Origin of the sequence: Gluconacetobacter sp., from assembly GCF_047721585.1 — a bacterium.
GTDB classification, from domain to species: domain Bacteria; phylum Pseudomonadota; class Alphaproteobacteria; order Acetobacterales; family Acetobacteraceae; genus Gluconacetobacter; species Gluconacetobacter dulcium.
Genome location: NZ_JBDNXE010000001.1, coordinates 29,094 through 54,315, shown reverse-complemented (window position 1 = coordinate 54,315; position 25,222 = coordinate 29,094). Strand labels below are relative to the sequence as shown.

The 25,222-nt window shown below is 66.7% G+C and carries 18 protein-coding genes; 6 read left to right on the top strand and 12 right to left on the bottom strand.

Annotated elements, in window-relative coordinates; genetic code table 11:
* Nucleotides 1-126: 126 nt before the first annotated feature.
* Nucleotides 127-2,574: a membrane-bound PQQ-dependent dehydrogenase, glucose/quinate/shikimate family gene (locus ABF821_RS00220; protein WP_415528616.1), complete on the bottom strand. Its 2,448-nt coding sequence runs from the start codon at nucleotides 2,572-2,574 to the stop codon at nucleotides 127-129.
* 300 nt (nucleotides 2,575-2,874) lie between these two features.
* Between ABF821_RS00220 and ABF821_RS00215 the strand changes: the two genes are divergently transcribed.
* On the top strand, nucleotides 2,875-4,455 hold the full coding sequence (locus ABF821_RS00215; RefSeq protein WP_183008716.1) for a Na+/H+ antiporter: 1,581 nt from the start codon (nucleotides 2,875-2,877) through the stop codon (nucleotides 4,453-4,455).
* A gap of 168 nt (nucleotides 4,456-4,623) precedes the next feature.
* Here the strand turns inward: ABF821_RS00215 and ABF821_RS00210 are convergent, their stop codons facing one another.
* Genes ABF821_RS00210 through ABF821_RS00185 form a run of 6 tightly spaced genes read right to left on the bottom strand, consistent with a single transcriptional unit; the run spans nucleotide 4,624 to nucleotide 12,576 of the window.
* Nucleotides 4,624-5,361, bottom strand: a complete 738-nt coding sequence (locus ABF821_RS00210) for a response regulator (protein ID WP_415528615.1) — start codon at nucleotides 5,359-5,361, stop codon at nucleotides 4,624-4,626.
* Nucleotides 5,358-8,045 (bottom strand): DUF4118 domain-containing protein, encoded by a 2,688-nt coding sequence (locus ABF821_RS00205; RefSeq protein ID WP_415528614.1) that lies wholly within the window; start codon nucleotides 8,043-8,045, stop codon nucleotides 5,358-5,360. Before ABF821_RS00205 ends, ABF821_RS00210 begins: the two co-directional genes overlap by 4 nt.
* 8 nt (nucleotides 8,046-8,053) lie before the next feature.
* Nucleotides 8,054-8,674, bottom strand: coding sequence for a potassium-transporting ATPase subunit KdpC (kdpC, locus tag ABF821_RS00200; RefSeq protein WP_415528613.1), 621 nt, complete (start codon nucleotides 8,672-8,674; stop codon nucleotides 8,054-8,056).
* Between the two features lie 11 nt (nucleotides 8,675-8,685).
* On the bottom strand, nucleotides 8,686-10,761 hold the full coding sequence (gene kdpB / locus ABF821_RS00195) for a potassium-transporting ATPase subunit KdpB (protein WP_415528612.1): 2,076 nt from the start codon (nucleotides 10,759-10,761) through the stop codon (nucleotides 8,686-8,688).
* 14 nt (nucleotides 10,762-10,775) lie between these two features.
* Entirely contained in the window at nucleotides 10,776-12,482 is a 1,707-nt protein-coding gene (gene kdpA / locus ABF821_RS00190) for a potassium-transporting ATPase subunit KdpA (protein WP_415528611.1), read from the bottom strand.
* Nucleotides 12,483-12,486: 4 nt separating this feature from the next.
* Nucleotides 12,487-12,576, bottom strand: coding sequence for a potassium-transporting ATPase subunit F (locus ABF821_RS00185; RefSeq protein ID WP_415528610.1), 90 nt, complete (start codon nucleotides 12,574-12,576; stop codon nucleotides 12,487-12,489).
* A 313-nt stretch (nucleotides 12,577-12,889) separates the two neighbouring features.
* Between ABF821_RS00185 and ABF821_RS00180 the strand changes: the two genes are divergently transcribed.
* From ABF821_RS00180 to ABF821_RS00165, 4 genes are all read left to right on the top strand, one after another.
* A complete protein-coding gene (locus ABF821_RS00180; protein ID WP_415528609.1) occupies nucleotides 12,890-14,191 on the top strand; it encodes an outer membrane beta-barrel protein in 1,302 nt (433 codons plus the stop codon).
* A 28-nt stretch (nucleotides 14,192-14,219) separates the two neighbouring features.
* Nucleotides 14,220-14,384 carry a hypothetical protein gene (locus tag ABF821_RS00175; RefSeq protein WP_415528608.1) on the top strand — a complete coding sequence of 55 codons (165 nt, stop codon included), beginning with the start codon at nucleotides 14,220-14,222 and terminating at the stop codon, nucleotides 14,382-14,384.
* Between the two features lie 217 nt (nucleotides 14,385-14,601).
* Nucleotides 14,602-15,030 carry a DoxX family protein gene (locus ABF821_RS00170; protein WP_415528607.1) on the top strand — a complete coding sequence of 143 codons (429 nt, stop codon included), beginning with the start codon at nucleotides 14,602-14,604 and terminating at the stop codon, nucleotides 15,028-15,030.
* A 61-nt stretch (nucleotides 15,031-15,091) separates the two neighbouring features.
* Nucleotides 15,092-15,907, top strand: coding sequence for an alpha/beta fold hydrolase (locus ABF821_RS00165; protein WP_415528606.1), 816 nt, complete (start codon nucleotides 15,092-15,094; stop codon nucleotides 15,905-15,907).
* Nucleotides 15,908-16,121: 214 nt separating this feature from the next.
* Here the strand turns inward: ABF821_RS00165 and ABF821_RS00160 are convergent, their stop codons facing one another.
* Nucleotides 16,122-17,657, bottom strand: coding sequence for an FAD-dependent monooxygenase (locus ABF821_RS00160; RefSeq protein ID WP_415528605.1), 1,536 nt, complete (start codon nucleotides 17,655-17,657; stop codon nucleotides 16,122-16,124).
* A gap of 226 nt (nucleotides 17,658-17,883) precedes the next feature.
* Nucleotides 17,884-19,059 (bottom strand): MFS transporter, encoded by a 1,176-nt coding sequence (locus tag ABF821_RS00155; RefSeq protein ID WP_415528604.1) that lies wholly within the window; start codon nucleotides 19,057-19,059, stop codon nucleotides 17,884-17,886.
* Between the two features lie 150 nt (nucleotides 19,060-19,209).
* Between ABF821_RS00155 and ada the strand changes: the two genes are divergently transcribed.
* A complete protein-coding gene (gene ada / locus ABF821_RS00150; protein WP_415528603.1) occupies nucleotides 19,210-20,277 on the top strand; it encodes a bifunctional DNA-binding transcriptional regulator/O6-methylguanine-DNA methyltransferase Ada in 1,068 nt (355 codons plus the stop codon).
* Between the two features lie 169 nt (nucleotides 20,278-20,446).
* Here ada and ABF821_RS00145 read toward each other — a convergent pair whose 3' ends face one another.
* The 3 genes from ABF821_RS00145 to ABF821_RS00135 all read right to left on the bottom strand — a co-directional run bounded on the left by ABF821_RS00145 (nucleotide 20,447) and on the right by ABF821_RS00135 (nucleotide 25,136).
* On the bottom strand, nucleotides 20,447-22,663 hold the full coding sequence (locus ABF821_RS00145) for a TonB-dependent siderophore receptor (RefSeq protein ID WP_415528602.1): 2,217 nt from the start codon (nucleotides 22,661-22,663) through the stop codon (nucleotides 20,447-20,449).
* Nucleotides 22,664-22,930: 267 nt separating this feature from the next.
* Nucleotides 22,931-23,740 (bottom strand): AraC family transcriptional regulator, encoded by an 810-nt coding sequence (locus tag ABF821_RS00140; protein ID WP_415528601.1) that lies wholly within the window; start codon nucleotides 23,738-23,740, stop codon nucleotides 22,931-22,933.
* A 169-nt stretch (nucleotides 23,741-23,909) separates the two neighbouring features.
* Nucleotides 23,910-25,136, bottom strand: coding sequence for an MFS transporter (locus ABF821_RS00135; RefSeq protein WP_415528600.1), 1,227 nt, complete (start codon nucleotides 25,134-25,136; stop codon nucleotides 23,910-23,912).
* Nucleotides 25,137-25,222: the final 86 nt, after the last annotated feature.

Sequence of the window (25,222 nt, the reverse complement as noted above, 5' to 3'; positions counted from 1 at the left end):
GATGAAAACGCGGCCGGGGGCCCGCAGCCCGGCCGGCCGTGCTGACAACCGCTTTGGTTTGATCCGGTGGGGGCCGCGGCCGGGCGCGCCTGACGCGCGCCCGGTACCTGTTGTTATTATTATTGCTTATTGGGCGGTCGCGCCGGTTCCCTGCGCGCCGTCGAGTGTATAGGCGATGATGTAGTCGCCGCTGCGCGTGCCCAGGCCGCCATGGCCGCCGGCCGCGATCAGGACATACTGCTTGCCGCCGACCTCGTACGACATCGGGGTGGCCTGGCCGCCTGCCGGCAGGCGGTCGCTCCAGATCACCTTGCCTGTCGCCAGGTCGAAGGCCCGCAGGTAGTCGTCGGCGGTGGCGCCCATGAAGACGACGCCGCCCTTTGTCACGATGTTGCCGCCGATATTATACATGCCGGTGGGCAGCGGCAGGTTGTTGTGCGTCCGGAACGGGCCGGTATCGCGGGTGGTGCCGACCGGGTGTTGCCACACGATCTTCTTCGTCACCAGGTCGATCGCCGTGATCGTGCCCCAGACCGGGCCCTTGCAGGGGATCTGCAACGGATTCAGCCACGGGTTGGTGTAGGCGATGTAGGGCGTGCCGTAATCCGGCGAGACCGACAGCGCGTCGCCCTTGGCGGCGGGTTCTTCGCCCTTGCCGTCCCATTTCGGCAGCGTGCCGGGGCCTTCCAGCGTCTGGCGATGATCGAGCTTGATGCGGAACGGCAGGTAGCTCGCGTTCGCCAGCATGATCTTGCGCTGCGGGTCGATCGTGATGCCCTGCCAGTCGACGATGCCGTAGAACGCCGGGTAGACGATCGTGGTCTTGCCGATATGCGGCGGGGTGAACTGGCCGTCATAGGCCGACTGGCGGTACTGGATGCGGCAGATCATCTGGTCCAGCAGGGTGGCACCCCACATGTCGGTCTCTTTGAGGTCCGGCGGCGACACCGACGGCATGGCGGTCGGATAGGGCTGCGTCGGCGACACGCGGTCGTCGGGCGCGATGCCGGCGGTCGGCACCTTGCGTTCCTCGACCGGGTAGCCGGGGACCGGCTGGCCGGTGCGGCGGTCCAGCACGAAGAACTCGCCGCGCTTGGTGCTCTGCACCAGGGCGGGGATCATCTCGCCGTTCGGGCCGGGGAGGTCGACCATCGACGGGCCGGACGGGATGTCCATGTCCCACAGATCGTGATGCACGGTCTGGTAGGTCCAGCGGCGTTCACCCGTCACGATATCCAGCGCGATCGTCGCCGAGGAGGTGGCGTCGTCGAACGGGCGGCGCGAACCACCCCAGTTGTCGGGCGGAGAGTTGCCGGTGGGGATGTAGACCAGGCCCAGGTCCGGGTCGGCCGTGTAGACGCCCCAGGCGTTCGGCGTGTCGCGCGTCAGCACGTCATCCGGGCCGGGCTTCCAGGTTTCGGGCGTGTGGCCGGCATCCCAAGCCCAGGCGATTTCGCCGGTCGTGGCGTCGAAGCCGCGCACGGCGCCCGAGGGTTCGAAATTGGCCTGGTTGTCGAAGATCCAGCCGCCGGTGATCAGCCGGTTTTTCGCCACCAGCGGCGGCGAAGTCACGAAGTGGAAGCCGTGGGGCACATGACCCAGATACTGGCGCAGGGAGATGAAGCCGTGATCGCCGAAATCGTCACACGGTTTGCCGGTTTCGGCATCCAGCGCCACGATCCGCACGTCGGCCACCGGCGAATAGATGCGCGTGCGGCAGCTCGTCTGGATTTCGTCCGGGATCTTGTAATAGGTCACGCCACGGCAGGAGAGATAGACGTTCTTTTCCTGATCCGCCTGCGCGGGATGCGGATCGAACTTCCATTTGACCTTGCCGGTCGCCGCGTCCAGCGCCATCACCCAGCTATGGGGTGTGCACATGTAGAGCGTGTCGCCAACCTTGATGGGTGTGACTTCCAGGTTGAATTCATGGCCCTGGTCGGGGCCGGCGACCGTGCCTTCGCCATCCTGCCGGACATCGCCCGTACGGGTGACCCAGGCGCGCTTCAACTGGCCGATATTGGCTTTGGTGATCTGGCCCAAAGGCGAATAGCGATCGCCGCCCATGGTGCGGCCATAGGCCTGCCAGTCGCCGGCGGGGATGCCGTCGGCGGCGGAATCGGCTTCCTGCGCCGCCATGCGGTCGGCCGGCACGGTGCCGTCGATCGAATAGGAAGTAAAGCAACTGATGACCAGCGCCAGGACGCTGACGCCGACGGCGCCGAGCATTTCGCGCTTTTCCGCCAGCCACCTGCCGCCCTGGCTCCAGACCCATGGCAGCAGCATCCACGCGCCGATGCCCACCAGGGTCAGCAGACGCACTTCCAGGTTCCAGATGTTGAACCCGGACTCGAAGAGCGCCCACAGGGTCGAAACCAGCAGCAGCCCGGCATAGAGCCGCAGCGCCAGTCTGGGCGACCTGATCCCCGTCACCGCCGCGCCGATCATGACGGCGCCGGCCAGGACATAGAACCAGGACCCGCCGAGGACGGCGAGATAGCCGCCACCCAGGAAAAGAAAGAGCCCCACTAGGGCCAGCAGGATCGAGGTGACGATCGAGAACACACTACTCATTTCGCGTATGTTCCTATTCTATAATGAAGTTTCCGTGATCCGGAACAACTCGTGAGGCTGCGGCCCCATGGCTATTGCCGACGAGCCTGCTTATCGGCAGGAAGGTTTTCCGGTCGCTACGATCCTGTAAGCTTTCTCACACGAACGTGTCTCGCCCCCTTGGCGACTGTCGCAAAGCTGAGACAATCGCCTGCTCCCCGGAGACCGGGGCGAAAAGCGGGGCGGTGTTTTTGAATCCGCCGTTCTATGAATTATGCATAGCTGCATCCCGTCTCCATGCCCCCTTCGCGGATCCCTTCCATGTCCGATGTCGCCCGCTACGAGTATTTCCTGTTCCTGCTGCTGGTGATTCTGGCACTGGAGCGGCTGGCGCGGCGGCTGGCGCTGCCGCCGGCGGCGGCCTTCATCCTGGGGGGCACCGGGCTGGCCCTGCTGCCGGGGACGCCGGAACTGACGCTGGACCCCGACCTGGTCATGGTCGTGTTCCTGCCGCCGCTGCTGATGAGCAGTGCGTGGTTCACGGCCTGGCACGAATTTCGCCGCAACCTGCGCGGCATCCTGGCGCTGGCGGTGGGCACGACGCTATTCACCACGCTGGCCGTGGGCGTCGTGGCCCGGCTGGCCGTGCCGTCGCTGCCCTGGGCGGTGTGCTTCACCCTGGGGGCCATCGTCTCGCCGCCCGACGCCGTGGCCGCCGAGGCCGCGATGGAGCGGCTGAGCCTGCCGGGGCGCCTGACATCGCTGCTGCTGGGGGAGAGCCTGCTGAACGACGCCACCGGGCTGGTGCTGTTCCGCTTCGCTCTGGCGGCGGCGCTGACCGGGCTGTTCGACCCGATGGCGGCGGTTGGGGCGTTCTGCCTCGTTTCGGTCGGCGGGGTGGCGATCGGGGCGGTGCTGGGGTGGGGCGGGCTGTGGCTGATCCGCCGGCTGCGCGACAGCGACCTGGTGATTACCGCGACCGTGCTGCTGGCGGCGGCGTCCTATATCGGGGCCGACCGGCTGCATGTCTCCGGCGTGCTGGCCACCGTGACCACCGGGTTGATCCTGGGATGGAACCAGCATGCCGATTTCAGCGCCAGCACGCGCGTGCGCGGTCTGGCCTTCTGGAAAGTGATGGTCTTTCTGCTGCAATCGGTGCTGTTCATCCTGATCGGCCTGTCGCTGCGCGGGGTGCTGCACCGGCTGGAAGGGACGACGGACCTGCTGCACCATCTGGTGATTCCGATCGCCGCCATTCTGGGAACCATGATCGTCTCGCGCTTCGTGTGGCTGTTTGGTGCCGATGCGGTGCGGGCGGTGTTGCGCCGCTGGTGGCCGCGCCATTTCGCCGCCCCCTCCCTGCCCGAGACGATCATCATGGGCTGGTCGGGCATGCGCGGGGTGGTGACGCTGGCGGCCGCCCTTTCCCTGCCCGAGAGCCTGCCGGGCCGTGACCTGGCGCTGTGCTGCGCCTTTGCCGCGATCCTGGTCACGGTGCTGTTGCAGGGCATTACGCTGGAACCGCTGGTCCGTGCCCTGAACGTGACCGACGACGACGCGGCGCACATCCAGACCAACGAGAACGTCGCCTGGGTGCGGATGGCCGAGGCCCAGCTTCGGGCCGTCGAGCAGGCGTCGCGCCAGCCCGACGGCACTGAGCGCCACCCGCGCCTGCTGGAACAATACCGCTACCGCCTGCGCGTGACCCGCGACTATGCCCACGACATGCCCGCCCACCGGCCGGAGGAAATCGCGCATTACGAGGCGGTGCTGGCGGCCATTCGTGCGGCGCGCGCCGAAATCCTGGCCCTGTATCGTCAGGGACAGCTCCATGACCATGTGCTGCGGGAGATGGAACAGGACCTGGATATGCAGGAGATCGCGGCGGAAGGACGGTTGTAGGGGAGGGCCGGCGTCTCCTCGACCGACGCACCGCCCCTCATGAAATCCTGCAACAGGTCATCCACCGCACCAGAACGCCCGATGACAGGCAACGGTGCTGTTTAGCCCATCATATTCATGGCATAGCAGGGATCTGGTGGTCGGTATCGCGTAAGCACCTGATCGGGTTTAGGAATTTTTGGTCGAAACCGTCCATCCACCCGGTTGCGCCGAGCCACACCCCTGTGACTGCACCAGCCGATAGCCGACCCCGGTTTCGGTCACGATATGCCGCGGCCGCTCCGGATCGTTTTCGATCTTCTGCCTGATCTGGCGGATATAGACGCGCAGTTGCTGCACGTCGCCACTGGCCCCCCATAGCTGGCCCATGATGGTCTGATGCGTCAGGACACGGCCGGCATACTGCACCAGCATCCGCAGGATATCCCACTCGCGCGGCGACAGCCGGATTTCCTCCTCCCCCCGAAAGACCTGCCGCCGCACCAGATTGACGCGCAGATCGGCCGAGACGAAGACCGGCACCGTGCCCTGCTGCTGCAACGCGTGCCGCATGGCATTGCGCATCCGGGCGATCAGTTCCGCCATGCTGAACGGCTTGGTCACGTAATCGTCCGCACCCGCTTCCAGCGCGGCCACCTTGCCGCGCTCGTCGTCACGCACCGACAGGATGACGACCGGCAGACCCGGCCGGTCCGCGCGCAGGCGCCGCAGCACCTCGGCACCGTCCAGATCCGGCAATCCCAGATCCAGCAGCACGATATCAGGATGCTCTTCCGTCGCCATCCGCAGCGCGGCGGCACCGGTCGCTGCCTCGATCGTCCGCCAGGACTGGCTGCCCAGCGTCGTCCGCAGCAGGCGCCGGATGGCCGGTTCGTCATCGACGATCAATACGCACGGATCGCTCACAGCGCCCCCCTCGGCTCCAGCGGAAAGGTCATGACAAAGACCGCACCCTGCCGGTCGCGCCGGTTTCGCGCAACGATCGTGCCGCCCATGGCCTCGACAAACCCGCGCGCAATGGCCAGCCCCAGCCCGGTCCCGGCCCGCGCGCGATCGGCGGAAAGAAAGCGCTGGAACTTGCCGAACACCTGCTCGGTGTCCTCCACGGCCAGCCCGCTCCCCTCATCCAGCACCTCCAGCACCAGCCCTCCCGGCCGCAACGCCGCCCGGATCACGATCCGCGTGCCCGCCGCCGTGTGCTTTCCGGCATTGTCCAGCACATTGAACAGGGCCTGCTCCAGCAGCACGTCATCCAGCAGCGGCATGGGCAGTTCGGGTTCCATCTCCAGTTCAACACGGTGATCGGCCAGGATGCGCGCCGCCCGCCCCAGCGCGCTCGCCACGATTTCCGCCACATCGACCGGCTCCCGGCGAGGCCGCAGCGCTCCGGCCTCCAGCCGCGTCATGTCCAGCAGGTTGGCGACGAACCGGTTCAGCCGTTCGGCCTCGTCGCGAATGGTCGCCAGAAGGTCGTGCCGGCCCTCCGGCCCCATCGTGTCGCCGTAACTGTCCAGGCTCGACGCCGCCCCCAGGATCGCCGACAGCGGCGTACGCAGATCATGGGAGATCGAGGTCAGCAGCGCGCCCCGCAGCTTGTCGGTTTCCGCATTCAGCCGCGCCTGGTCCAGATCCCGCGCCAGCGTGATCCGCTCGACGGCCGATGCCGTCTGGTCGGCCAGCGCATCCAGCAGGCGCTGCTGCTCGGCGTCCAGGATCGGCCCGTCGCGGTCCGTATCCAGCCCGATGACCGCGACCGGCCCGCGCCCGGTCCGCATCGGAAGGAACAGCCAGCGCGTGCCCGGCAGGTTGTCCGAACCCCGGCCGGCCACCTTGTCATGCTTCCACGCCCAGGTCGCCGCCGCCAGATCCTCCTCGCCGATCCGCTGTCCGGAATTGTACGACGCCTGCACCGACAGCCGCCCGTCCACAGGCAGCAACATCACCACCTTGCGGTCCAGCACGGTGGCGATCTGATGGCTGGCGCCCCACAGCAGATCGTCCAGCGTCCCGATCCCCGCCAGCGTCCGGCTGAACAGATAGAGCGACTGGGTAATCTCGGCCCGATGCCGCGCCACCACCGCCTGATTGCGCACCCGCGCGCCCAGATTGCTGGCAATCACCGCCGTGGCGAAGAAGAAGAACAGCGCCACCACATTGTCCGGCGCCGCGATCGTCAAAGTGTAGAGCGGCGGCAGAAAGAAGAAATTGAAACACAGCATCCCCAGGACCGACGCCCACAGCGACGGCCCCAGCCCATAGGCCACCGCCGCGCCCAGGATCGCGGTCAGAAACGCCAGCGACACATTGCTGACCGCAAACCCCTGCCGCAACAGCAGCGCCACCGCCAGCGCGCAGGCCACGATCAGCGTGCTGGCCAGATACGGGCCGACACGCCGCGCCCGCGCCGGCGGCGCCCCGGCCAGATCGGGCTCGCCGGCTTCCGATCGTGGCACCACATGCACCGGAAACCCGTCCGCCCACTGGATCAGCCGCTCGGTCGTCGCCTGGCCGAACCACTGGCGCAGCCGCCCGCCCCAGCCCCTGCCGGCAGGGTGCGCCGCCACGATCTGCGTCACGTTCTGCGCGCGGGCATAGGCCAGCGCATCCAGCGCCACGTCCTGCCCAGGGATGGTCACGGTCTCCGCGCCCAGCGACTGCGCCAGATGCATCTGCGTGGCCATGCGCGTCCGCGCGCCCGGCGTCAGGTCGCGGCTGGTCTCGACATGCAGCACGATCCAGGGCGCATGCAGCCGGTCGGCCAGCCGCCGGGCATAGCGCAGCAGGCTGGCATCATGGTCCTGCAACGTCAGGCAGACCAATATCCGCTCCCCCGCCGCCCAGGGGCCGGAAATGGCATTGGCCTTCATGTGATCGACCAGTTGCGCATCCACCTGCTGCGCGGTCTGGCGCAGCGCCAGTTCGCGCAGGGCGGTCAGGTTGCCGGGCGAGAAGTAATGCAGCATCGCCCGCCGGGCCGTCTGCTCGGCATAGATCTTGCCGTCGCGCATGCGCTGCAACAGGTCGTTGGGCGTCAGATCGACCAGTTCCACCTCGTCGGCGCCGTCGATCACGCTGTCCGGCACCGTCTCGCGCACCCGCACGCGGGTAATGGCGGCCACCACGTCGTTCAGGCTTTCCAGATGCTGGATGTTGACCGTCGTCAGCACGTCGATCCCGGCGGCCAGCAGTTCCTCGACATCCATCCAGCGTTTGGGGTGGCGCGAACCGGGGGCGTTGGTATGCGCCAGTTCGTCCACCAGCACCACGCGCGGATGCCGGGCCAGGATCGCATCCAGGTCCATCTCCCACACCGTCCGCCCACGATAGGCGATCGCCCGAGCCGGTACCACCTCCAGGCCGTCCAGCAGCGCGGCCGTCTCCGCCCGCCCGTGCGTCTCCACCACCCCTGCAACGAGGTCCACCCCGTCGCGCAGCAACTGGCGGCCCGTCGTCAGCATCTCGAACGTCTTGCCAACACCCGGCGCCGCGCCGAGAAATATCTTCAGCCGCCCCCTGGCACGCGCCGCGTCCTCCTTTTCCGTACGGCGCAGCAAAGCATCGGGGTCGGGGCGATCGGGGCGCGTGTCCATCGTTCAACTCAATGCAACGTATCGAGGGCCAGGTTCAGTTCCAGCACGTTCACGCGCGGCTCGCCCAGCCAGCCCATCAACGGGCGTTCGACCATGCGGTCCACCAGCGCGCGCACCGTCTCCTCGCGCAGGTGCCGCGCCCGCGCCACCCGCGCGACCTGAAACAGCGCGCCCTGCGGCGAGATATCGGGATCGAGCCCGCTGCCCGAACTCGTCACCAGATCCATCGGCACCGGCAATCCCGCCAGCACCGCTTCCGGATTGTCGGCTTTCAGCCGCGAAACCGCCGCCGCAACCCGCTCCACCAGCGCCCGCGATGTCGGCCCGGCATTGGACGCCATCGAAGCCGCCGCATTATAGGGCTGCGCCACCGTCTTGGAGGGATCGGCCGGGTCCGGCCCCACGGTCACCGAGGGACGGCCGTGGAAATAGCGCGCATCGGCAAAATTCTGGCCGATCAGCGTGGACCCCACCAGCCTGTCCCCTTTCATCACCAGACTGCCGCCCGCCTGACGCGGCAGCACATATCCGGCCACTCCCGTCATCGCCAGCGGATACAATATGCCCGTCACAACCGACAGGAACAGAAAAACCACCAGCGCGGGCCGTATGGTGCGCACGATCGTCATGATGGACCTCCTCAGGCCAGGCCGATGCTCGTCACGAGCATGTCGATCAGTTTGATACCGGCGAACGGAACCAGCAGCCCGCCCACCCCATAGATCAGCAGGTTGCGCCGCAGCAGCACCGCCGCCCCCACCGGGCGATAACGCACGCCCTTCAACGCCAGCGGGATCAGCACAATGATGATCAGCGCATTGAAGATCACGGCCGACAGCACGGCACTCTCCGGCGTGGCCAGATGCATGACGTTCAGCGTCCCCAACTGCGGATAGAAGCCGACGAACATCGCGGGAATGATCGCGAAATACTTGGCGACGTCATTGGCGATCGAAAACGTCGTCAGCGCGCCGCGCGTCATCAGCAACTGCTTGCCGATCCCCACGATCTCGATCAGCTTGGTCGGATCGCTGTCCAGATCGACCATGTTGCCCGCCTCGCGCGCCGCGACCGTGCCGGTATTCATCGCCACGCCCACATCGGCCTGCGCCAGGGCGGGTGCGTCGTTGGTCCCGTCGCCGCACATGGCGACCAGCTTGCCCTGGGCCTGTTCCCGGCGGATCAGGTCCAGCTTCGCCTCGGGGGTCGCCTGGGCCAGAAAATCGTCCACCCCGCTTTCCGCCGCGATCGCCGCCGCCGTCAGCGGATTGTCGCCGGTGATCATGACGGTGCGGATGCCCATGCGGCGCAGTTCGGCGAAGCGCTCGCGGATGCCACCCTTCACCACGTCCTTCAGATGCACCACGCCCAGCAGGCGCCCGTCATCGGCCACCGCCAGCGGCGTGCCGCCCTGGCGGGCGATATCGTCGGCAATCGTCCGCACTTCGGCCGCGCCCGCGGCCTCGTCGCCCACCGCGGCCAGCACGCTGTCCACCGCCCCCTTGCGGATACGGCGCGGGCCGATATCGACCCCGCTCATGCGCGTCTGGGCGGTAAAGGGCACGAAAACGGCACCCAGCGCATGCATCTCCCGCCCGCGTATCGCGAACTGCTCCTTGGCCAGCACGACGATCGAGCGCCCTTCCGGCGTCTCATCGGCCAGCGAGGCCAGTTGCGCCGCATCGGCCAACTGCTGCTCGGTCACCCCCGACACCGGGACAAAGCGCGCGGCCTGCCGGTCGCCGATCGTGATGGTCCCGGTCTTGTCCAGCAGCAGCGTATCGACATCCCCCGCCGCTTCCACCGCCCGGCCCGACATGGCCAGCACGTTGAAACGAATCAGCCGGTCCATGCCCGCAATGCCGATCGCCGACAGCAGCGCGCCAATCGTGGTCGGGATCAGCGTCACGAACAGCGCGACCAGGATCAACACGCCGATATGCCCGCCCGCATACTGCACGAAGCTGGGAATGGTCGCGACGGCGAAGATGAAGATCAGCGTCATGCCCGCCAGCAGGATCGTCAGTGCGATCTCGTTGGGCGTCTTCTGCCGCTGCGCGCCCTCGACCAGCGCGATCATGCGATCGAGAAAGGTCGAACCCTGGGCAGCGGTGATGCGGACGATGATCCAGTCCGACAGCACGCGCGTGCCACCGGTCACCGCCGACCGGTCGCCGCCGCTCTCGCGGATCACCGGTGCCGATTCCCCGGTGATGGCCGATTCATCGACCGACGCGATGCCGTCGATCACCTCGCCGTCGCTGGGAATATGGTCCCCGGCCTCGACCAGCACCACATCGCCCACCGCCAGTTCGGGTGCGGGGATCGGTTGGTAGAGCCCGGTGCGGGCATAGCCCCCCGCGTCGTCGGGCAGCAGCCGCTTGCCCAGCGTCTCGGTGCGGGTCCGCCGCAGACTGTCGGCCTGCGCCTTGCCTCGCCCCTCGGCCACCGCCTCGGCAAAATTCGCGAACAGCAATGTAAACCACAGCCAGAGATTGATCTGGATGGCGAAGCCCGCGTGCGCCCGGCCGGTCGCCAGGTCATGCACCAGCAGCACCGTGGTCAGGACCGTTACGATTTCGACCACGAACATCACCGGGTTGCGCCACATGATGCGCGGATCGAGCTTGCGAAAACTTTCGGCGATCGCGGGCAGAAGCAGATCCGCCCGCAGCAGGCCGCCCGTCGTCGCAGAACGGGAAGAATGACGTGTCATGGAGGATGCGCCTCTCAGAACAGGGTGCCGCGCAGCATCGTCAGATGCTCGACGATGGGGCCGAGCGCGAGCGCGGGCAGGAAGGTCAGGCCGCCGACGATCACGATCACGCCGCTGACCAGGGCGATGAACAGGCCGTTGTCGGTCGGGAACGTGCCGGACGTGGCCGGTGCCACCTTCTTCGCCGCCATCGCCCCGGCAATGGCCAGCACGGGGATGATGATGAAGAAGCGCCCCACCACCATCCCGATCCCCAGCGTCAGGTTCCAGAACGGGTTGGCGGTCAGCCCGCCGAAGGCGCTGCCGTTATTGGCCGCCGCCGAACTGTAGGCATACAGCGCCTCGGTAAAGCCATGCGGCCCGCTGGCCGACAGCGCCGACAGTCCGGGTTCCGTCACGACCGCGATCGCGGTAAAGCCCAGCATGACCAGCGGCAGGCACAGCACCGCCAGCATCGTCATCTTGACTTCGCGCGCCTCGATCTTCTTGCCCAGATATTCCGGCGTGCGCCCCACCATCAGCCCGGCCATGAACACGGCGATGATAGCAAACAGCAGGAACCCGTACAGGCCGGAGCCGACGCCGCCGATGATGACTTCGCCCAGCATCATGTTGACCAGCGGCACCATGCCGCCCAGCGGCAGGAAGCTCTCATGCATCGCATTCACCGCGCCGCACGAGGCATCGGTGGTCACCGTCGCGAACAGCGCCGAGGCGGCGATACCGAAGCGCGTTTCCTTGCCTTCCATGTTGCCCAGCGCCGGGTCCACGCCCAGCGCCGCGATGGCCGGGTTGGCATGCGCCTCCGCCCAATAGGTCACGCCCACGCCGATCAGGAACAGCAGCGCCATGGCCGAGAAGATGGCCCACCCCTCGCGCTCGCGCCCGACCATACGGCCGAACAGGTTGGTCAGCGCGGCGCCAAGCGCGAAAATGCACAGCATCTGCACGAAATTGCTCAATGCGGTGGGGTTTTCAAACGGATGGGCCGAGTTGGTGTTGAAGAACCCGCCGCCATTGGTGCCGAGCATCTTGATGGCTTCCTGTGTCGCCACCGGCCCCAGCGCGATCGTCTGGCGCGCGCCTTCCAGCGTCGTCACCTCCACCGATCCATGCAGGGTCTGCGGCACCCCCTGCCAGACGAAAAGCAGGGCCACGACAACCGAAATCGGCAGCAGCACATACAGGGTCACCCGCACCAGATCGGTCCAGACATTGCCGATCGTGCCCGCACCCCGCCGTGCGAAGCCGCGAATGACGGCCGCCGCCACCGCGATCCCGACGGCGGCGGACACGAAATTCTGCACCGCCAGCGCCAGCATCTGGCTGAGATGACTCATCGTCGTCTCGCCGCCATAGCTCTGCCAGTTGGTATTGGTCACGAAGCTGATCGACGTGTTGTAGGCCAGGTCGGGCGCCACCGGCCCCAGCCCCGCCGGATTAAGCGGCAGCAGCACCTGAAAGCGCAGCAACGCATACACAACGACGAACGACACGGCCGAAAACAGCACCACCCCCGTGGCATACTGCATCCAGGACTGCTCCTCCTCCCACCGTATCCCGGCAATCCGATAGAGCCCGCGTTCCAGCGGGCCGAAGATCCGTCCCAGAAAATGGGTCTGTCCCTCCAGCACGCGCTGAAGGTACCCACCCAGCGGCCGCGTCATCGCCACGACGCATAGGAAGAAGGCCGCAATGGTGATCCATCCGGAAAGCGACATGGCGTCAGAACCTTTCAGGATGCAGCAGCACGGCGGCGACATAGGCCAGAAGGCCGATCGTCACCCCGCCCGCAAGGACAAGTTCGAATGTCATGGTGCTCAGATCCGCGCACAGAAGGCCACGTAGCCCATGCAGACGACAAATCCGCCGAGCCCGATGCCGAGGTAAAGACAGTCCAGCATGTGAATGCTCCCTTTCACGCACCGGTAGTATCCCGCCGAACCCCATAGGGATGACAGAGGAGCCACCCGCCATTTCCATAGGAAAGTCATAGGAATTCCGCACTAAGCGGCGCCGGCGCGCCGGCGCGCCCTTGTCGGCCGCCATCACCTGCGCCTAGCTGGCCTTCGTAACCGCCGCCACGCATCCCGTTACGGCTAGTCCCGACATATCTTGCGGAACACACATGAAAAACGAAACCAGAGACCAGGCCGGCGCGTCATCCCGACCGCCCTCCCGCTCTGCCGCCGCACGCTGGTTCGGCCGCATGGCCGTCATGGCGGCCATCGGCCTGCCCGGGGCCGCCCTGGTCGATACTGCCCTGGCCGATGCTGCCCTGGCCGACGACGCCGCCGACTGGCTGCACGGCGTCACCGTCGCCGGCCAGGTCGAGGGCGGCATCAACGCCAACCCCGCGCGCCCCGCCAACGGCGTCAATTTCGGCCAGTTCTTCGGCGACCGGGCCAACCAGGCGCAGCTCGACCAGCTCACGCTCACCGTCTCGCGCGCCGTCGATCCCACCGTCCAGCAGATGCAGGTGGGTTTCCTCGTGCGCGGGCTCTACGGTGCCGACGGCCGCTACTTCAACATCGCGGGCGTGACCGACCGCGCCATCACCAGCCGCTATCAGTTCATCATCCCGCAGGCGCATCTCGACGTGCACCTGCCGCTGATGCGCCACGGGCTCGACATGCAGGTCGGCATCCTCTCGTCCCCCATGGGGGTGGAATCGCTCGATCCCGCCCTGCGCCCGTTCTATACGCTGTCCTACACGACCGAATATTCCACGCCGTTTGAACATGTCGGCGCCATGGTCCAGTGGCATCTCACCAGCCATCTCGATGCGCTGTTCGGCATCGACACCGGCAATCAGGTCTCGTTCGGCAAGGGTGACAACAACAACGCTCCGGCGGGTTATTTCGGCCTCGCGGCAACCGGTCTGGCCGGCGGCCGGCTCTCCGTCACCTATCTGGGGCGCGTCGGGCCGGAAGATTCAGTGCGTGCCCTGGGCAATCGCGCCAATTCCGCGCAACGATTCTGGAACGACCTCAGCGGAACCCTCAAATTCACCGACCGCTTCTCCGCGACCGCCGAACTCAACCTGCTGCACGACGAAGGACTGCACGCCAACACCTACAGCGCCGTCTTCTATCTCAGCTATCAGGTCAGTTCCTCGCTCACGCTCAATGCGCGCGGCGAGATTTATCGCGACGATACCGGGCTGCTCGTCACATCCTTCATCGCCGACGATGCCTATATGCGCTCCACGCTCGGCCAGCCCACCCGCACCCAGTCGGCACCCGCCACCACCTACGGAGCCCTGACGCTGGGCGCCACCTGGCACCCCACACTCGGCCACGCCGTCAAGCTGTTCGAGCTCCGGCCCGAAATCCGCTTCGACCGGTCGCTGAACGGCACGCATCCATTCAACGACCTGCGCAATACCGGCCAATTCACCGTCGGCATCGACGCTGTGCTGGGTTTCTGAAATCCGCGCGGCAAACCCGGCGGGTCGAATGAGCATCCCGCCCGAAATCTCCTTCCCCTCCACAGCGATCCAGCGTTGCTCCCCCATGGCGCTGGTGGATGCCGAGGCGCAGACGCGCCTGTCGTCCGCGCGGATCGATCTGGTCGATCGGCAGATTGATCTGTTCCTGGCGCTCGGCGGCGGTTGGGAGTGATGGTGGCCTGCCTGAACTCCATGCGCGGGCGCTTGCCGGGCGGCGGGGCGATGCACGAGGCTGTATGGACATGGCTGCCGAGATATAAAATGGAACCAATGCGTTTCTGTTGTTTCTGTTTTATCTCAATTCGGTTGCGCATAACGTGGCTTCACCGTTGACAGACGGAAACCTCGGATTTTCCATCTCCCCTGATTTTGCCACAGGATTGCCTGACATGATTACGCCCGCTACCCGCGATGTCGCCCTGCTTGCCGCCCGTATCGCCCTTTCGGCCCTCTTTCTCGTCATGGGGTGGGGCAAGCTGTCGGATTATTCCGGCGCCGTCGCCTACATGGCGCAGACCGGCGCGCCCCTGCCTGCCCTGTCGGCGTTGATCGCGACGGGGGTGGAACTGGGCATCGGGGTGGCGCTGGTGCTGGGGGTGTTCGTCGAACCGCTGGCGTTGCTGCTGGCCGCCTACACCGTCGTGACCGGCTTTATCGGCCATCATTTCTGGACCATGGAGGGGATGCTCCGGTACGACATGATGATCCATTTCTACAAGAATATCGGCATTGCCGGCGGGCTGATCGCGCTGGCCGTGGCCGGGCCGGGACGGTTTGCCCTGCGGCTGGGCCGGGCCGCCAGGGTGCCGGCCCTCTGACAACGCCTCCACTCCCCTCCCCCGTGTGGCCGCGAACGCGGCCCGGACAAGGAACAGGACCATGACACGCTTTACGACTTCCGATGGTGTCGGCCTCTATTACAAGGACTGGGGCACGGGCCGGCCCGTGCTGTTCAGCCATGGCTGGCCGCTGAGTGCCGACATGTGGGACAGCCAGATGCTGCATCTGGCGGAAAACGGCTTTCGCGCCATCGCCTTCGACCGGCGGGGGTTCGGGCGCTCCGACCAGCCCTGGCAGGGATATGATTACGACCGGCTGGCCGACGACATTGCCGAACTGATCGGGCATCTGGACCTGCGGGACGTGGTGCTGGTCGGGTTTTCGATGGGCGGCGGCGACGTGACCCGCTACATCGCCCGCCATGGCAGCGAACGGGTGGGCAAGCTGGCGCTGCTGGGCGCCGTCACCCCGCAATTCATGAAAACCGCGGGCCATCCGGTGGGGCCGGAGAAGAGCCTCTTCGACGGGATCCGCGCCGGGTTGCGGGCGGACCGCGCGCAGTTTCTCAAGGATTTCTCACCGGTTTTCTATGGTGTCAATCACGGCGCGGCGGTTTCGGACGGCGTGCTGGAGCAGACCTTGCAGATCGCGCTTCAGGCGTCGCTCAAGGCGACCCTTGATTGCGTCACCAGCTTTTCCGAAACGGATTTCCATCCGGACATGGCGACGATCGACGTGCCCACGCTGGTCATCCACGGCGATGACGACCAGGTGGTGCCGCTGGACGCCACCGGGGCGCTGGCGGCGAAGATGATCGCGAACGCGACGCTGACGATTTACGACGGCGCGCCGCATGGGTTTGTGGTGACGCATGATACGCGGCTGAAGGCGGACCTTCTGGCGTTTGTGTCGTAGGTTTCTTCACTTTCTGACGCGAGAGAAGAAAAAAAGCCTTTATTGCGCAGCGTATGTGCGCGATGGCGAGGGTGGGACCGGCATTCCGCCGGTCCTGTTGGAAGTTCGGCCGATCGTAATGAAGACCGGAAGAGAACGGATCGGTTCTGCAAAGGGCGTTACCCTCTGGCTAGCGCCTCTGCCGGGGATGCCCGACGCATCCGCCTTTGGGAGATCAGCGTTCTTTCCGAGGGTTTCCAAACCATCTCAGGGCGGCTTGAAACGCCCCTTCGTCATCGGCGGCATGGTCGCTGGCCCAGGCGATATAACCGTCGGGCCTGACCAGTACCGCGTGCAGCCCCAGGCGCTCTTCTGCATCGCTCGCGACATAATCGACCCGTCCGGCCCAGCGATCCGCAAAGGCGCGAAGCGATGGTTGCGCGACGAAATCCAGCAGCAGGCCGCGCCCGGTGCGGAGATGGTCGTTCAGCCGTGTTCCGTCGGCCAGGGCGAAGTCTGGTGCGCTGTGGCCGACCAGCGGGTGCGTGCCGCCGCAATCATAGCGGAGCCCGATGCCCGATACGCGCTCGGCGAAATAGGTAGCGGCATCGCGTGTTTCGATCAGATCGCGGATGATGGCTTCGAGCGCGCGTGTCGCGCGGCTCGGGCGCATGAGTGCGACCTGTGCCCGTGACCAGTCGAGGACCCGCGCACCGACAGGGTGCCGCTCGTCAGCATAGCTGTCGAGCAGGTGGGCTGGCGCGTGGCCGCGGATTGTCGCGGCAAGTTTCCAGCCGAGATTCATCGCGTCGCCAAGCCCGAGATTGAGGCCCTGCCCGCCCAGCGGCGAATGGATATGGGCGGCGTCGCCCGCCAGCAGGACGCGCCCCCGACGGTAGTCGGTCGCCTGGCAGGCGCGGTCGGTCCATGTGGTGGCGCGTTTCAGTGCCGTGACCACGAGATCGGTGCCGGAGACCTTGCGCAGGACCGCCTGGATATGGTCGCGGGTGATCGGCTGCGTCCGGTGGCATGCGCCGGCATCGAAATCGGCCATCGTGACCAGGCCGGGCGGGGCGTAGGTGTACAGGCCCGTGGGGGTGGCGTGGCGGCCGGGTTTGAGGCTGGCCGGATCGGCCAATGCGATTTCGGCGGAATAGCCGGTCAATTCGGGCTCCGTTCCGCTGAAGGCGATCCCGGCCGCCTTGCGCACCCTGCTGCGGCCACCGTCGCAGCCGACCAGCCAGAGACCTTCGAACGTGCTGCCATTGGCGCGCACGCTGACTTTCGTCTCGGACTGTGAAAGATCCTCGACTTTACAGCCACGCCTGATCTCGGCGCCCATGACGAGCGCACGATCGGCCAGCACGGTTTCGATGCCCGCCATATCGGCCGCCATGCCGCCGATGGGGCCGGGCAGCCGATAGGGCCATGTCGCGCTGTCGATCTGATCCTGAAAGAACGGGATGCCGGCGAAGTGACCGGCAGAGCGGCGGCCTGGTCGCATCCAGTGCGCCGTGGCCGTGCCGTCGCGATCGACGGCACGGCTTTTGAGTGGGTCGAGCAGATCGCGGCGATCGCATGTTTCCATGGTCGCGACCGAAAGGCCGCGCAGTCCGAACGGCAGGTCCTTCAGGGGAGATGCCGGGCTCCGTGCCTGCTCCAGCATCAGGACCGAACAGCCTGCGAGGCACAGTTCGCCAGCGAGAAACAGCCCGACCGGGCCGGCGCCCACGATGATCACATCATGACATTTCGGAAACTCTACAGGCATGAACGGCTCCACTGTCGATGTTCGACCGGAGCGTTCCTGGCATCTGCCCCCGCGCCGGACGAACGACTGGATGCCCGGAGAGCATCCGTTGTTCGTCGCGGGGGTCTTGTGCGCGAGGCCAAAGACCAGAGCTTTCGTTACCGAAAGGACCTGGGCTTACCAGACCAGATCTGCCTTTTCCGACACGCCATGCGTAGCAACGTGGCGGCCTGCCGGCAAGGCCGCGTTATTCGGCCTGCGGTGACAGCCGCCCGGTGCGGGACAGCAGGACCAGCACGACGCCCAGCAGGCAGATCCCCAGGCCGGCGGCGGAGACCATCGGGTAGCCGAACCCGAAGGACAGGACCGCGCCGCCCAGCGCGGCACCCAGCGCGTTGCCCAGGTTGAACGCGCCGATATTGACCGACGAGGCCAGGCCCGGCGCGTCGTGCGCGGCCTGCATGGTGCGCATCTGCAACGCCGGCATCAGCGAGAAGCTGGCGGCGCCCCAGAGCAGGACGCCGGCCAATGCCCCGGCCGGCGTCTGCGCCGCGAAGGGGAAGGCCAGCATGATCAGGCCCAGGATGGGAAAGAACACCAGCAGCGTACCGGCCAGCGAGCGGTCCGCCGCGCGGCCGCCGATGGCGTTGCCGATGCTGAAGCCGACGCCGATCAGCATCAGCGCCGCCGTCGTCAGGGCCGGGCCGGCCTTGGTGATGTGCTCGAGCATCGGGACGATATAGGTGTAGAGTTCGAACATCGCGCCGGCGCCGATGACCGTGACGCCCAGTGCCATCAGCACGTTGGGGCGCAGGATGGCCTTGAGTTCGGCCGCCGCGTCGGGCCTTGGGCCGGCCTCGGCCAATGGCAGGGCGACCGACAGGGCCGCCGCCGCGACCACGCCCAGCACCGAGATGACGGCGAACGCGCTGCGCCAGCCCAGCGTATCGCCCAGCCAGGTGGCGGCCGGCACGCCGAAGATGTTGGCGACGGTCAGGCCCATGAACATGCTGGCCAGCGCGCTGGCCCGGCGGTTGGGCGCGACCAGGCTGGCGGCCTCGACCGCGCCCAGGCCGAAGAAGGCGCCATGGGCCATGCTGGTGAGCACCCGTGAGAGCAGCAACTGCGTGTAGTCGGCGCTGGCCGCCGATGTGAGATTGCCGATGGCATACAGGACCATCAGCCCGATCAGCGCGTATTTGCGCGGATAGCGGGCCAGCAGCAGGGTGACGAAGGGGGCGCCGCCCATGACGCCGAAAGCGTAGGCGCTGATCAGGCTGCCGGCCCTGGGCACGCTGACATGGACGCCCTCGGCCAGGACGGGCAGCAGACCCATGGGCGTGAATTCGGTGACCCCGATCGCGAAGGCCCCGCAGGCCAGGGACAACAGCGCAAGACTGGACGAATGATCGGCTTTCGACAAAACGGCTTCTTTCCCTTTTTTCGGCGGGCGCATCTGGCGGCCGGGTGACGAGACCGGCGTGATGATCGGGATTTGATCGCACGGTTCGGAGTGTGCGGCATCGTCGACGGACATAGTGTCGGGGTCAATCACAATTGACGGGAGGCGGAAATGGACGGATCGGACGCGGACAGGAACGCCACCGAACGGGACCCGCGCTGGCGCGGGATCGTGCATCGGGATCGGCGGGCCGATGGGTGGTTCTGGTATTCCGTGACCACCACGGGGGTCTATTGCCGGCCCTCCTGCCCCTCGCGCATGGCCCGGCCGGGCAATGTGCGGATTCATGACACCATCGCGGACGCACGGGCGACCGGCGCGCGGCCCTGCCTGCGCTGCGACCCCGATGCGGCGGCGGGCGCGGACGGGCGGAATGCGCGCGTCGTGCGGGCGTGCCGCCTGATCGAAGCCGGCGACGGGCGTCCGACCCTTGCCGCCCTGGCGCGCGCGGTCGGGTGGAGCCCCGGCCATTTCCAGCGTGTGTTCACCCGCGCCACCGGGCTTTCGCCGCGTCGATATGCCGATGCCTGCCGGAGCGGGCGCCTGCGCGCGGCCCTGCCCGCCGCGCCGCGTGTGACGGATGCGATCTATGCCGCCGGATATGGGTCCAGCAGCCGCTTTTATGAAAAATCCGCCGGGATGCTGGGCATGACGCCGACCGCGCTGCGCCGGGGCGCGGTCGCCGAGCGGCTGCGCTTTGCCGTGGGGGCGTGTGCGCTGGGGGCGATCCTCGTGGCCTCCAGCGAACGGGGGATCGTGGCTATTCTGCTGGGGGATGACCCGGAATTGCTGGTGCGCGATCTTCAGGACCGCTTTCCCCGTGCCGAGCTTGTCGGGGGCGACCGGGATTACGAAGAACTGGTGGCGCGGGTGGTCGGGTTTGTGGAAGCGCCTGCCATCGGGCTGGATCTGCCACTCGATATTCGCGGCACGGCCTTTCAGCAGCGCGTGTGGGATACGCTGCGGGAGATTCCGGCCGGGAATATTGCGACCTATCGCGACATCGCGCGTCGGATCGGTGCCCCCGCTTCGGTGCGGGCGGTGGCGAATGCCTGTGGCGCCAATGCGCTGGCCGTTGCCATACCGTGCCATCGCGTGATCCGCCATGACGGCACGGTTGCGGGATATCGCTGGGGTGTCGCGCGCAAGGAGAGGCTGCTGGAACGGGAGAAACCCTGACCGGTCACGGGATGTTTCCGCGTTGGGCGGTTGCCCGCCCCATGACGGGTCAGGCGTTCAGGACCTTGCGCGGCGAGACCCCGATCCGGCGACCGCAACAGGCGTCGGCGTCGCCGGGTTTCCTCCCCGAGGGGCATCCCTTTCCGCAGGGGCGCGCCGCGGGGGAGGTCTACCAGCTATATCCTATGCTGGCCTGGGCGTTGCGGCGCTCGCCATAATAGCAATACTGGCCGGCGTAGCCGTAGGCGAAGCAGTTGGCGATATAATGCCGGTCGAAGATGTTGCGGACGCTGGCCGAGGCCTTCCATCCCCGGAGCGCGCGGGACAGGTTCGACAGATCGTAGCTGATGGACGCATCGAACAGCGCATATTGCGGGAGCCACACGCTGCCGTACGTCGCTTGTCCGCCATAGGTTTTTGCCGAATAGCGCATGCCGCCGCCGAAACCGAGACCTTTCGCCGGGCCTGACGGCATCGTGTAGAAGGCGAACAGCGAGGCATTGCCCTTGCCCGACTGGATCAGCGGCTTGCCGGTGGAATCGTCATGCACCCGCTGGACGCTGATGGCCGCCGTGAGCATGAGGTTGCGGAACGGATCGGCATGGGCCTCGAACTCGAACCCGTCCGAATGGACCAGCCCGCTTTGCAGGTTGTAGCCCGTATTGGCGACGGAGACGAGGACGTTGCTCTGCTCGATATGAAAGCCCGCCGCGGTGAGCAGGACGGACGTGCCCGGAAGCTGATATTTCAGCCCCCCTTCGAGCTGTTTTCCGACGGACGGGTTCGCCTGGCGCAACGTGGCCCCGCCGTCGTTGGAGACGCTGCCCGACTGCGGCTGGAAGGACGTGGCGTAGCTGATATAGGGCGCAAGGCCGAAATCGAAATGATAGAGGCCGGACGCGCGCCAGGTGATCTGGCTTGCATTCTGCCGCGTATCGGACTGGGACAGAAACTCGACCTGATGGGACCGGTACCAGTCGTTGCGGAGGCTGCCGGTCAGGATCAGACGGTTCCAGCGGATCTCGTCCTGGCCGTAGGCGCCGATCTGGTGGGACTCCGTGACGTAGTCCTGAGTCGGCGTCAGCGGGGGGATGACCATGTGGTAATCGGGGTGCAGGACATCCAGATCGGGCGCATCGCCGCCGGCTTCCTTGTCGTTCGCTCTCTGCTGCATGTAGTCGAACCCGAACATCAGCGTATGACGCAGCGGCCCGGTGCGGACATGCCCCTTGAACTGGCTGTCGAATGCCAGGTTGTACACATGCTCCCGCGTGCCGTATGCGGAGCGGGACAGCATGGTACCGGTGGTGCCGTCGCCGCCGTCGTCGTAATAGCCGTTGTCGTAGACGCTGCGATATTCGGTCATGATATCGTCGTAGCGTCCGCGGGTGCTGAAGCTCCAGTCGTTATTGAAACGATGGTTGAAGATATAGGTGATCGAACCCTGCCTGCGGTTGAATTTTTCCGAAGGGACGTCACCATCGTAGAAATTTCGTGGCAGGTAGCCGTAGGATGCCCGCCTGAGGGAGCCGATCAGCGGGACACCGCCATAGGAGCCGTTCTCGGGGTCGTACTGGTAATTGCCCAGCAGGGTGAGGGTGGTCGGCCCGGCGCCGCCGAACGTGAAGGACGGGCTTATGCTGAAACGTCGGCTTCCTGTCTTGCTGAGTTGGGTGTGCTGCCCGTTCACCGTTCCGTATAGCCGGTAGCGGACCAGACCGTCGTCCGTCGCGAAGCCGCCGACATCGGCATCGACGCGATAAAGATCGAACATGCCGCCGGTCGTGTTCACGCTGCCATAGGATCGCTGGTCGGTCGGCAGCTTGCTGGACAGTGCGGTGAGGCCGCCGGGGCTGGACTGGCCGTACAGCGCGGAGGCCGGGCCCTTGAGCAGTTCGACGCGATCCAGGCGGGAGGTATCGGTCTGGGCAACCGCGAAACCTGTCGGGCTGCTCTGCACTTTCAGCCCGTCGAGGAAGGTCGGCACCGTGAAGCCGCGCAGGTCGAACAGATCGTAGCGTGTGCCCTCCCCGCCGCGCGTATCGGCGGTGATGCCGGCGGCGTAGCGCACCGCCTGGTTGAGGGTGAGGACGCCACGCACATCCATTTCGTCGCGCGTGATGACGGTGACCGACTGGGCCGTCTCGCCCAGCGGCGTATTGGTCTTGGTCGCGGAAGAGGCGACGGTCGAGGCCATGTGCCCCCTGACCTCGATCTGCTCCGCCGGCAGGGCATGTGCCTTGGATTGGGTGGTGGCGGTCTGGCCGGCGGGGGGCGTTCCGACCTTATGGGGGGTGTCGGTCTTTTTCTGCTGCCCGGCGGCGGAGGCCGCGTCGGTCAGAACAAGGGAAAAAAGAACGGTGTAGACAATCCTGCTGCGCTGCATACCCGGCCCGTTTCGTGACCCGATTCTTCCGACGGAAGACGGTGATCGATGTTGATATTAAGAATAAGACTTAGTTGCGCCGATAGCCCTCTTTGGAGGCCCCATCAAGCGACGAACCTTCGGCTGGCCTGAACGCCAGTACATTCGGCCTGATCGCCGACATCGCGGTTTGCGGGACGGCGCGCATGATCGGACCGATGGCGTCGGGGGCGATCGTGTGACGGAGGGTGGGGAAGGCCGTGCGCGGTGGGCGGGGCGCCCGTTCTGTTACGGGCGCGGTGCCGGCCCCGTGCCGGGTCTCAGTGTGCCGGGCCGCAGCGTGCCGGGTCTCAGCGTGCTGGGGGCGACGCCGAAGGTTCTGTGGAACATCGTGCTGAAACTGCCGGCATTCTCATAGCCGAGATCGAACGCGACTTCCGCGATGGACTGGCCCGCCGCGATGCGCGATGCGGCTTCGATCACCCGCACCCGGCGACGCCAGGCCGCGAACCCCATCCCCATTTCCAGGTGAAACAGGCGGGTGAAGGTGCGCCGCGCCATGCCGGCCTCCCGCGCCCAATGGTCGATGTCGCGGCAGTCTCCCGGCTGGGCGGTAATGAGTTCGCACACGCGGCGCAGCCGGTGGTCCTGTGGAAAAAGCAGGCGTTCGGCGATCCGGGGGGCGCGCCCGATTTCATCGACCAGGAGCCGGGCGATGGCCGACATGCGGTCGTCCATCGTGAAATCGTATTTCATGGCAATGATCTCGTCCACCAGCCCGCGCATGAGGGTGGATACGTCGAACATCCTGGGCGGCAGGTCGGCGCCGGTCAGAGCGGGATCGACATAGACGACCTGGAACGCCAGATCGGTGCGGCAGGTCGCCTGATGGAGCGTGTTGGCGGGGAGCCACAGGCCCTGGCCGGGGCCGAGGGTGAAGCTGCCGTTACAGGTGCCGACCGTCACCGTGCCGGCCAGAAACACGGAGAGCTGGCCACGGTCATGGGTATGGAACCCGTCCACAAACCCGCCGACATAGTGATCCGCGAAACCCACGACGGGCGGCGGGTGATGCGGAAGATCAGCCGTGCGTTTCATGACGCCACGATTTCCATCCCTCTGTTCGCGCACGCGCCCCGGCGAGAGAGAATCCGCCTGCCGCGCGGGACGATATGCGAGAGGTGCGTATCACGCGGTGTGGCCGCTCTGCCAGGATGGGCCGGGGGCGTTCGGCACGCGTGGGCGCCGGCTTCTTCCATGCACGGGTTCAGGGCGGGTTGCCTGCGTCCCGCCGCGACAGGGCCAGCAGGGCGACGAGCGCGGAGGCCAGTCCGGCGGCCGCGCCGACGCCCAGCGCCCAGCGTGGACCGAAACTGTCGGCGACCCAGCCGACGATGGGGGCGCCGATCGGCGTGCCGCCGAGGGCCACGCCGACGCGCAGGGCCATGACCCGGCCGCGCATTTCGGGCGGGGTGGAAAGCTGCACCAGGCTGTTGGTCGTGTTGGTGACGGTGAGGGCCGCGACGCCGATGACGACGAGCGCGGCGGCGAAGAGCCAGTAGCCCGGCGCGAGGGCGGCCAGCGCGCAGCCGAGGCCGAAAACGAATGCGCCCGTCAGCAGGGATTCGAAACGCGGCGCCATGCGGGCGGCGCCGAAAAAGGCGCCCGCCATCGAGCCCAGCGCCATGATGGAGGACAGGATGCCGTAGCCCCGCGCCCCGACATGAAAGACGCTGACGGCCATGGTGGAGATGAAGATGGGGAAGTTGAGGCCGAATGTGCCGATCAGGAACAGCATGATCAGGATCGCCCGGAGATCGGGGCGGCCCCACGCATAGCGGAACCCCTCGGTGAAATTGCCCTTGCGGCGGTGGACGCGGGCGCTCGGGCGCAGGGCGGCGACGCGCAGCGTGGCCAGCGAGAGGAGGACGCCCACGAAGGAGACCCCGTTGATGAGGAAGGACCAGCCGGTGCCGATGGCCGCGATCACCAGCCCCGAGACGGCCGGGCCGATCAGGCGGGCGGCGTTGAACGAGGTGGAGTTGAGCGCCACCGCGTTGTGCAGGTCGCGCTCGCCCACCAGTTCGGCCACGAAGGTCTGGCGGACCGGGGCATCGAACGCGGCGACGCAGCCGAACAGGAAGGCGAAGACATAGACGTGCCAGAGCCGGACGACGCCCGCGACCGTCAGCGCGCCCAGCGCCAGGGCGAGGACGCCCATCGCCGCCTGGGTGACCATGAGCAGGCGGCGCTGGTTGAAATGGTCGGCGGCGAAGCCCGTCCAGGGCAGCAGGAGCATCTGCGGCCCGAATTGCAGGGCCATGACCAGACCGACGGCCGAGGCGTCGTGGTGCGTCAGTTCGGTCAGCACCAGCCAGTCCTGCGCCGTGTGCTGGACCCAGGTGCCGATATTGGAGACGAAGGCGCCGGCGGCCCAGATGCGGTAATTGACGATGCGCAGCGACCGGAAGACGCCCGGGAGGCGCCACATCATGTCGGCGCCGGACTGTGGCCGGCAGGGCGGTGCATTGGCGGTCTCGCGGATCGGGTCATGCGACGGGGCGGTGATGAAACATCATG

Excerpts from the sequence above, each read along its gene's own strand:
- ABF821_RS00220 (WP_415528616.1), bottom strand. The coding sequence starts at position 2,574 with ATGAGTAGTGTGTTCTCGATCGTCACCTCGATCCTGCTGGCCCTAGTG.
- ABF821_RS00215 (WP_183008716.1), top strand. The coding sequence starts at position 2,875 with ATGTCCGATGTCGCCCGCTACGAGTATTTCCTGTTCCTGCTGCTGGTG.
- ABF821_RS00205 (WP_415528614.1), bottom strand. The coding sequence starts at position 8,045 with ATGGACACGCGCCCCGATCGCCCCGACCCCGATGCTTTGCTGCGCCGT.
- kdpC (WP_415528613.1), bottom strand. The coding sequence starts at position 8,674 with ATGACGATCGTGCGCACCATACGGCCCGCGCTGGTGGTTTTTCTGTTC.
- kdpB (WP_415528612.1), bottom strand. The coding sequence starts at position 10,761 with ATGACACGTCATTCTTCCCGTTCTGCGACGACGGGCGGCCTGCTGCGG.
- kdpA (WP_415528611.1), bottom strand. The coding sequence starts at position 12,482 with ATGTCGCTTTCCGGATGGATCACCATTGCGGCCTTCTTCCTATGCGTC.
- ABF821_RS00185 (WP_415528610.1), bottom strand. The coding sequence starts at position 12,576 with ATGACATTCGAACTTGTCCTTGCGGGCGGGGTGACGATCGGCCTTCTG.
- ABF821_RS00180 (WP_415528609.1), top strand. The coding sequence starts at position 12,890 with ATGAAAAACGAAACCAGAGACCAGGCCGGCGCGTCATCCCGACCGCCC.
- ABF821_RS00175 (WP_415528608.1), top strand. The coding sequence starts at position 14,220 with ATGAGCATCCCGCCCGAAATCTCCTTCCCCTCCACAGCGATCCAGCGT.
- ABF821_RS00170 (WP_415528607.1), top strand. The coding sequence starts at position 14,602 with ATGATTACGCCCGCTACCCGCGATGTCGCCCTGCTTGCCGCCCGTATC.
- ABF821_RS00165 (WP_415528606.1), top strand. The coding sequence starts at position 15,092 with ATGACACGCTTTACGACTTCCGATGGTGTCGGCCTCTATTACAAGGAC.
- ABF821_RS00160 (WP_415528605.1), bottom strand. The coding sequence starts at position 17,657 with ATGCCTGTAGAGTTTCCGAAATGTCATGATGTGATCATCGTGGGCGCC.
- ada (WP_415528603.1), top strand. The coding sequence starts at position 19,210 with ATGGACGGATCGGACGCGGACAGGAACGCCACCGAACGGGACCCGCGC.
- ABF821_RS00145 (WP_415528602.1), bottom strand. The coding sequence starts at position 22,663 with ATGCAGCGCAGCAGGATTGTCTACACCGTTCTTTTTTCCCTTGTTCTG.
- ABF821_RS00140 (WP_415528601.1), bottom strand. The coding sequence starts at position 23,740 with ATGAAACGCACGGCTGATCTTCCGCATCACCCGCCGCCCGTCGTGGGT.
- ABF821_RS00135 (WP_415528600.1), bottom strand. The coding sequence starts at position 25,136 with ATGATGTGGCGCCTCCCGGGCGTCTTCCGGTCGCTGCGCATCGTCAAT.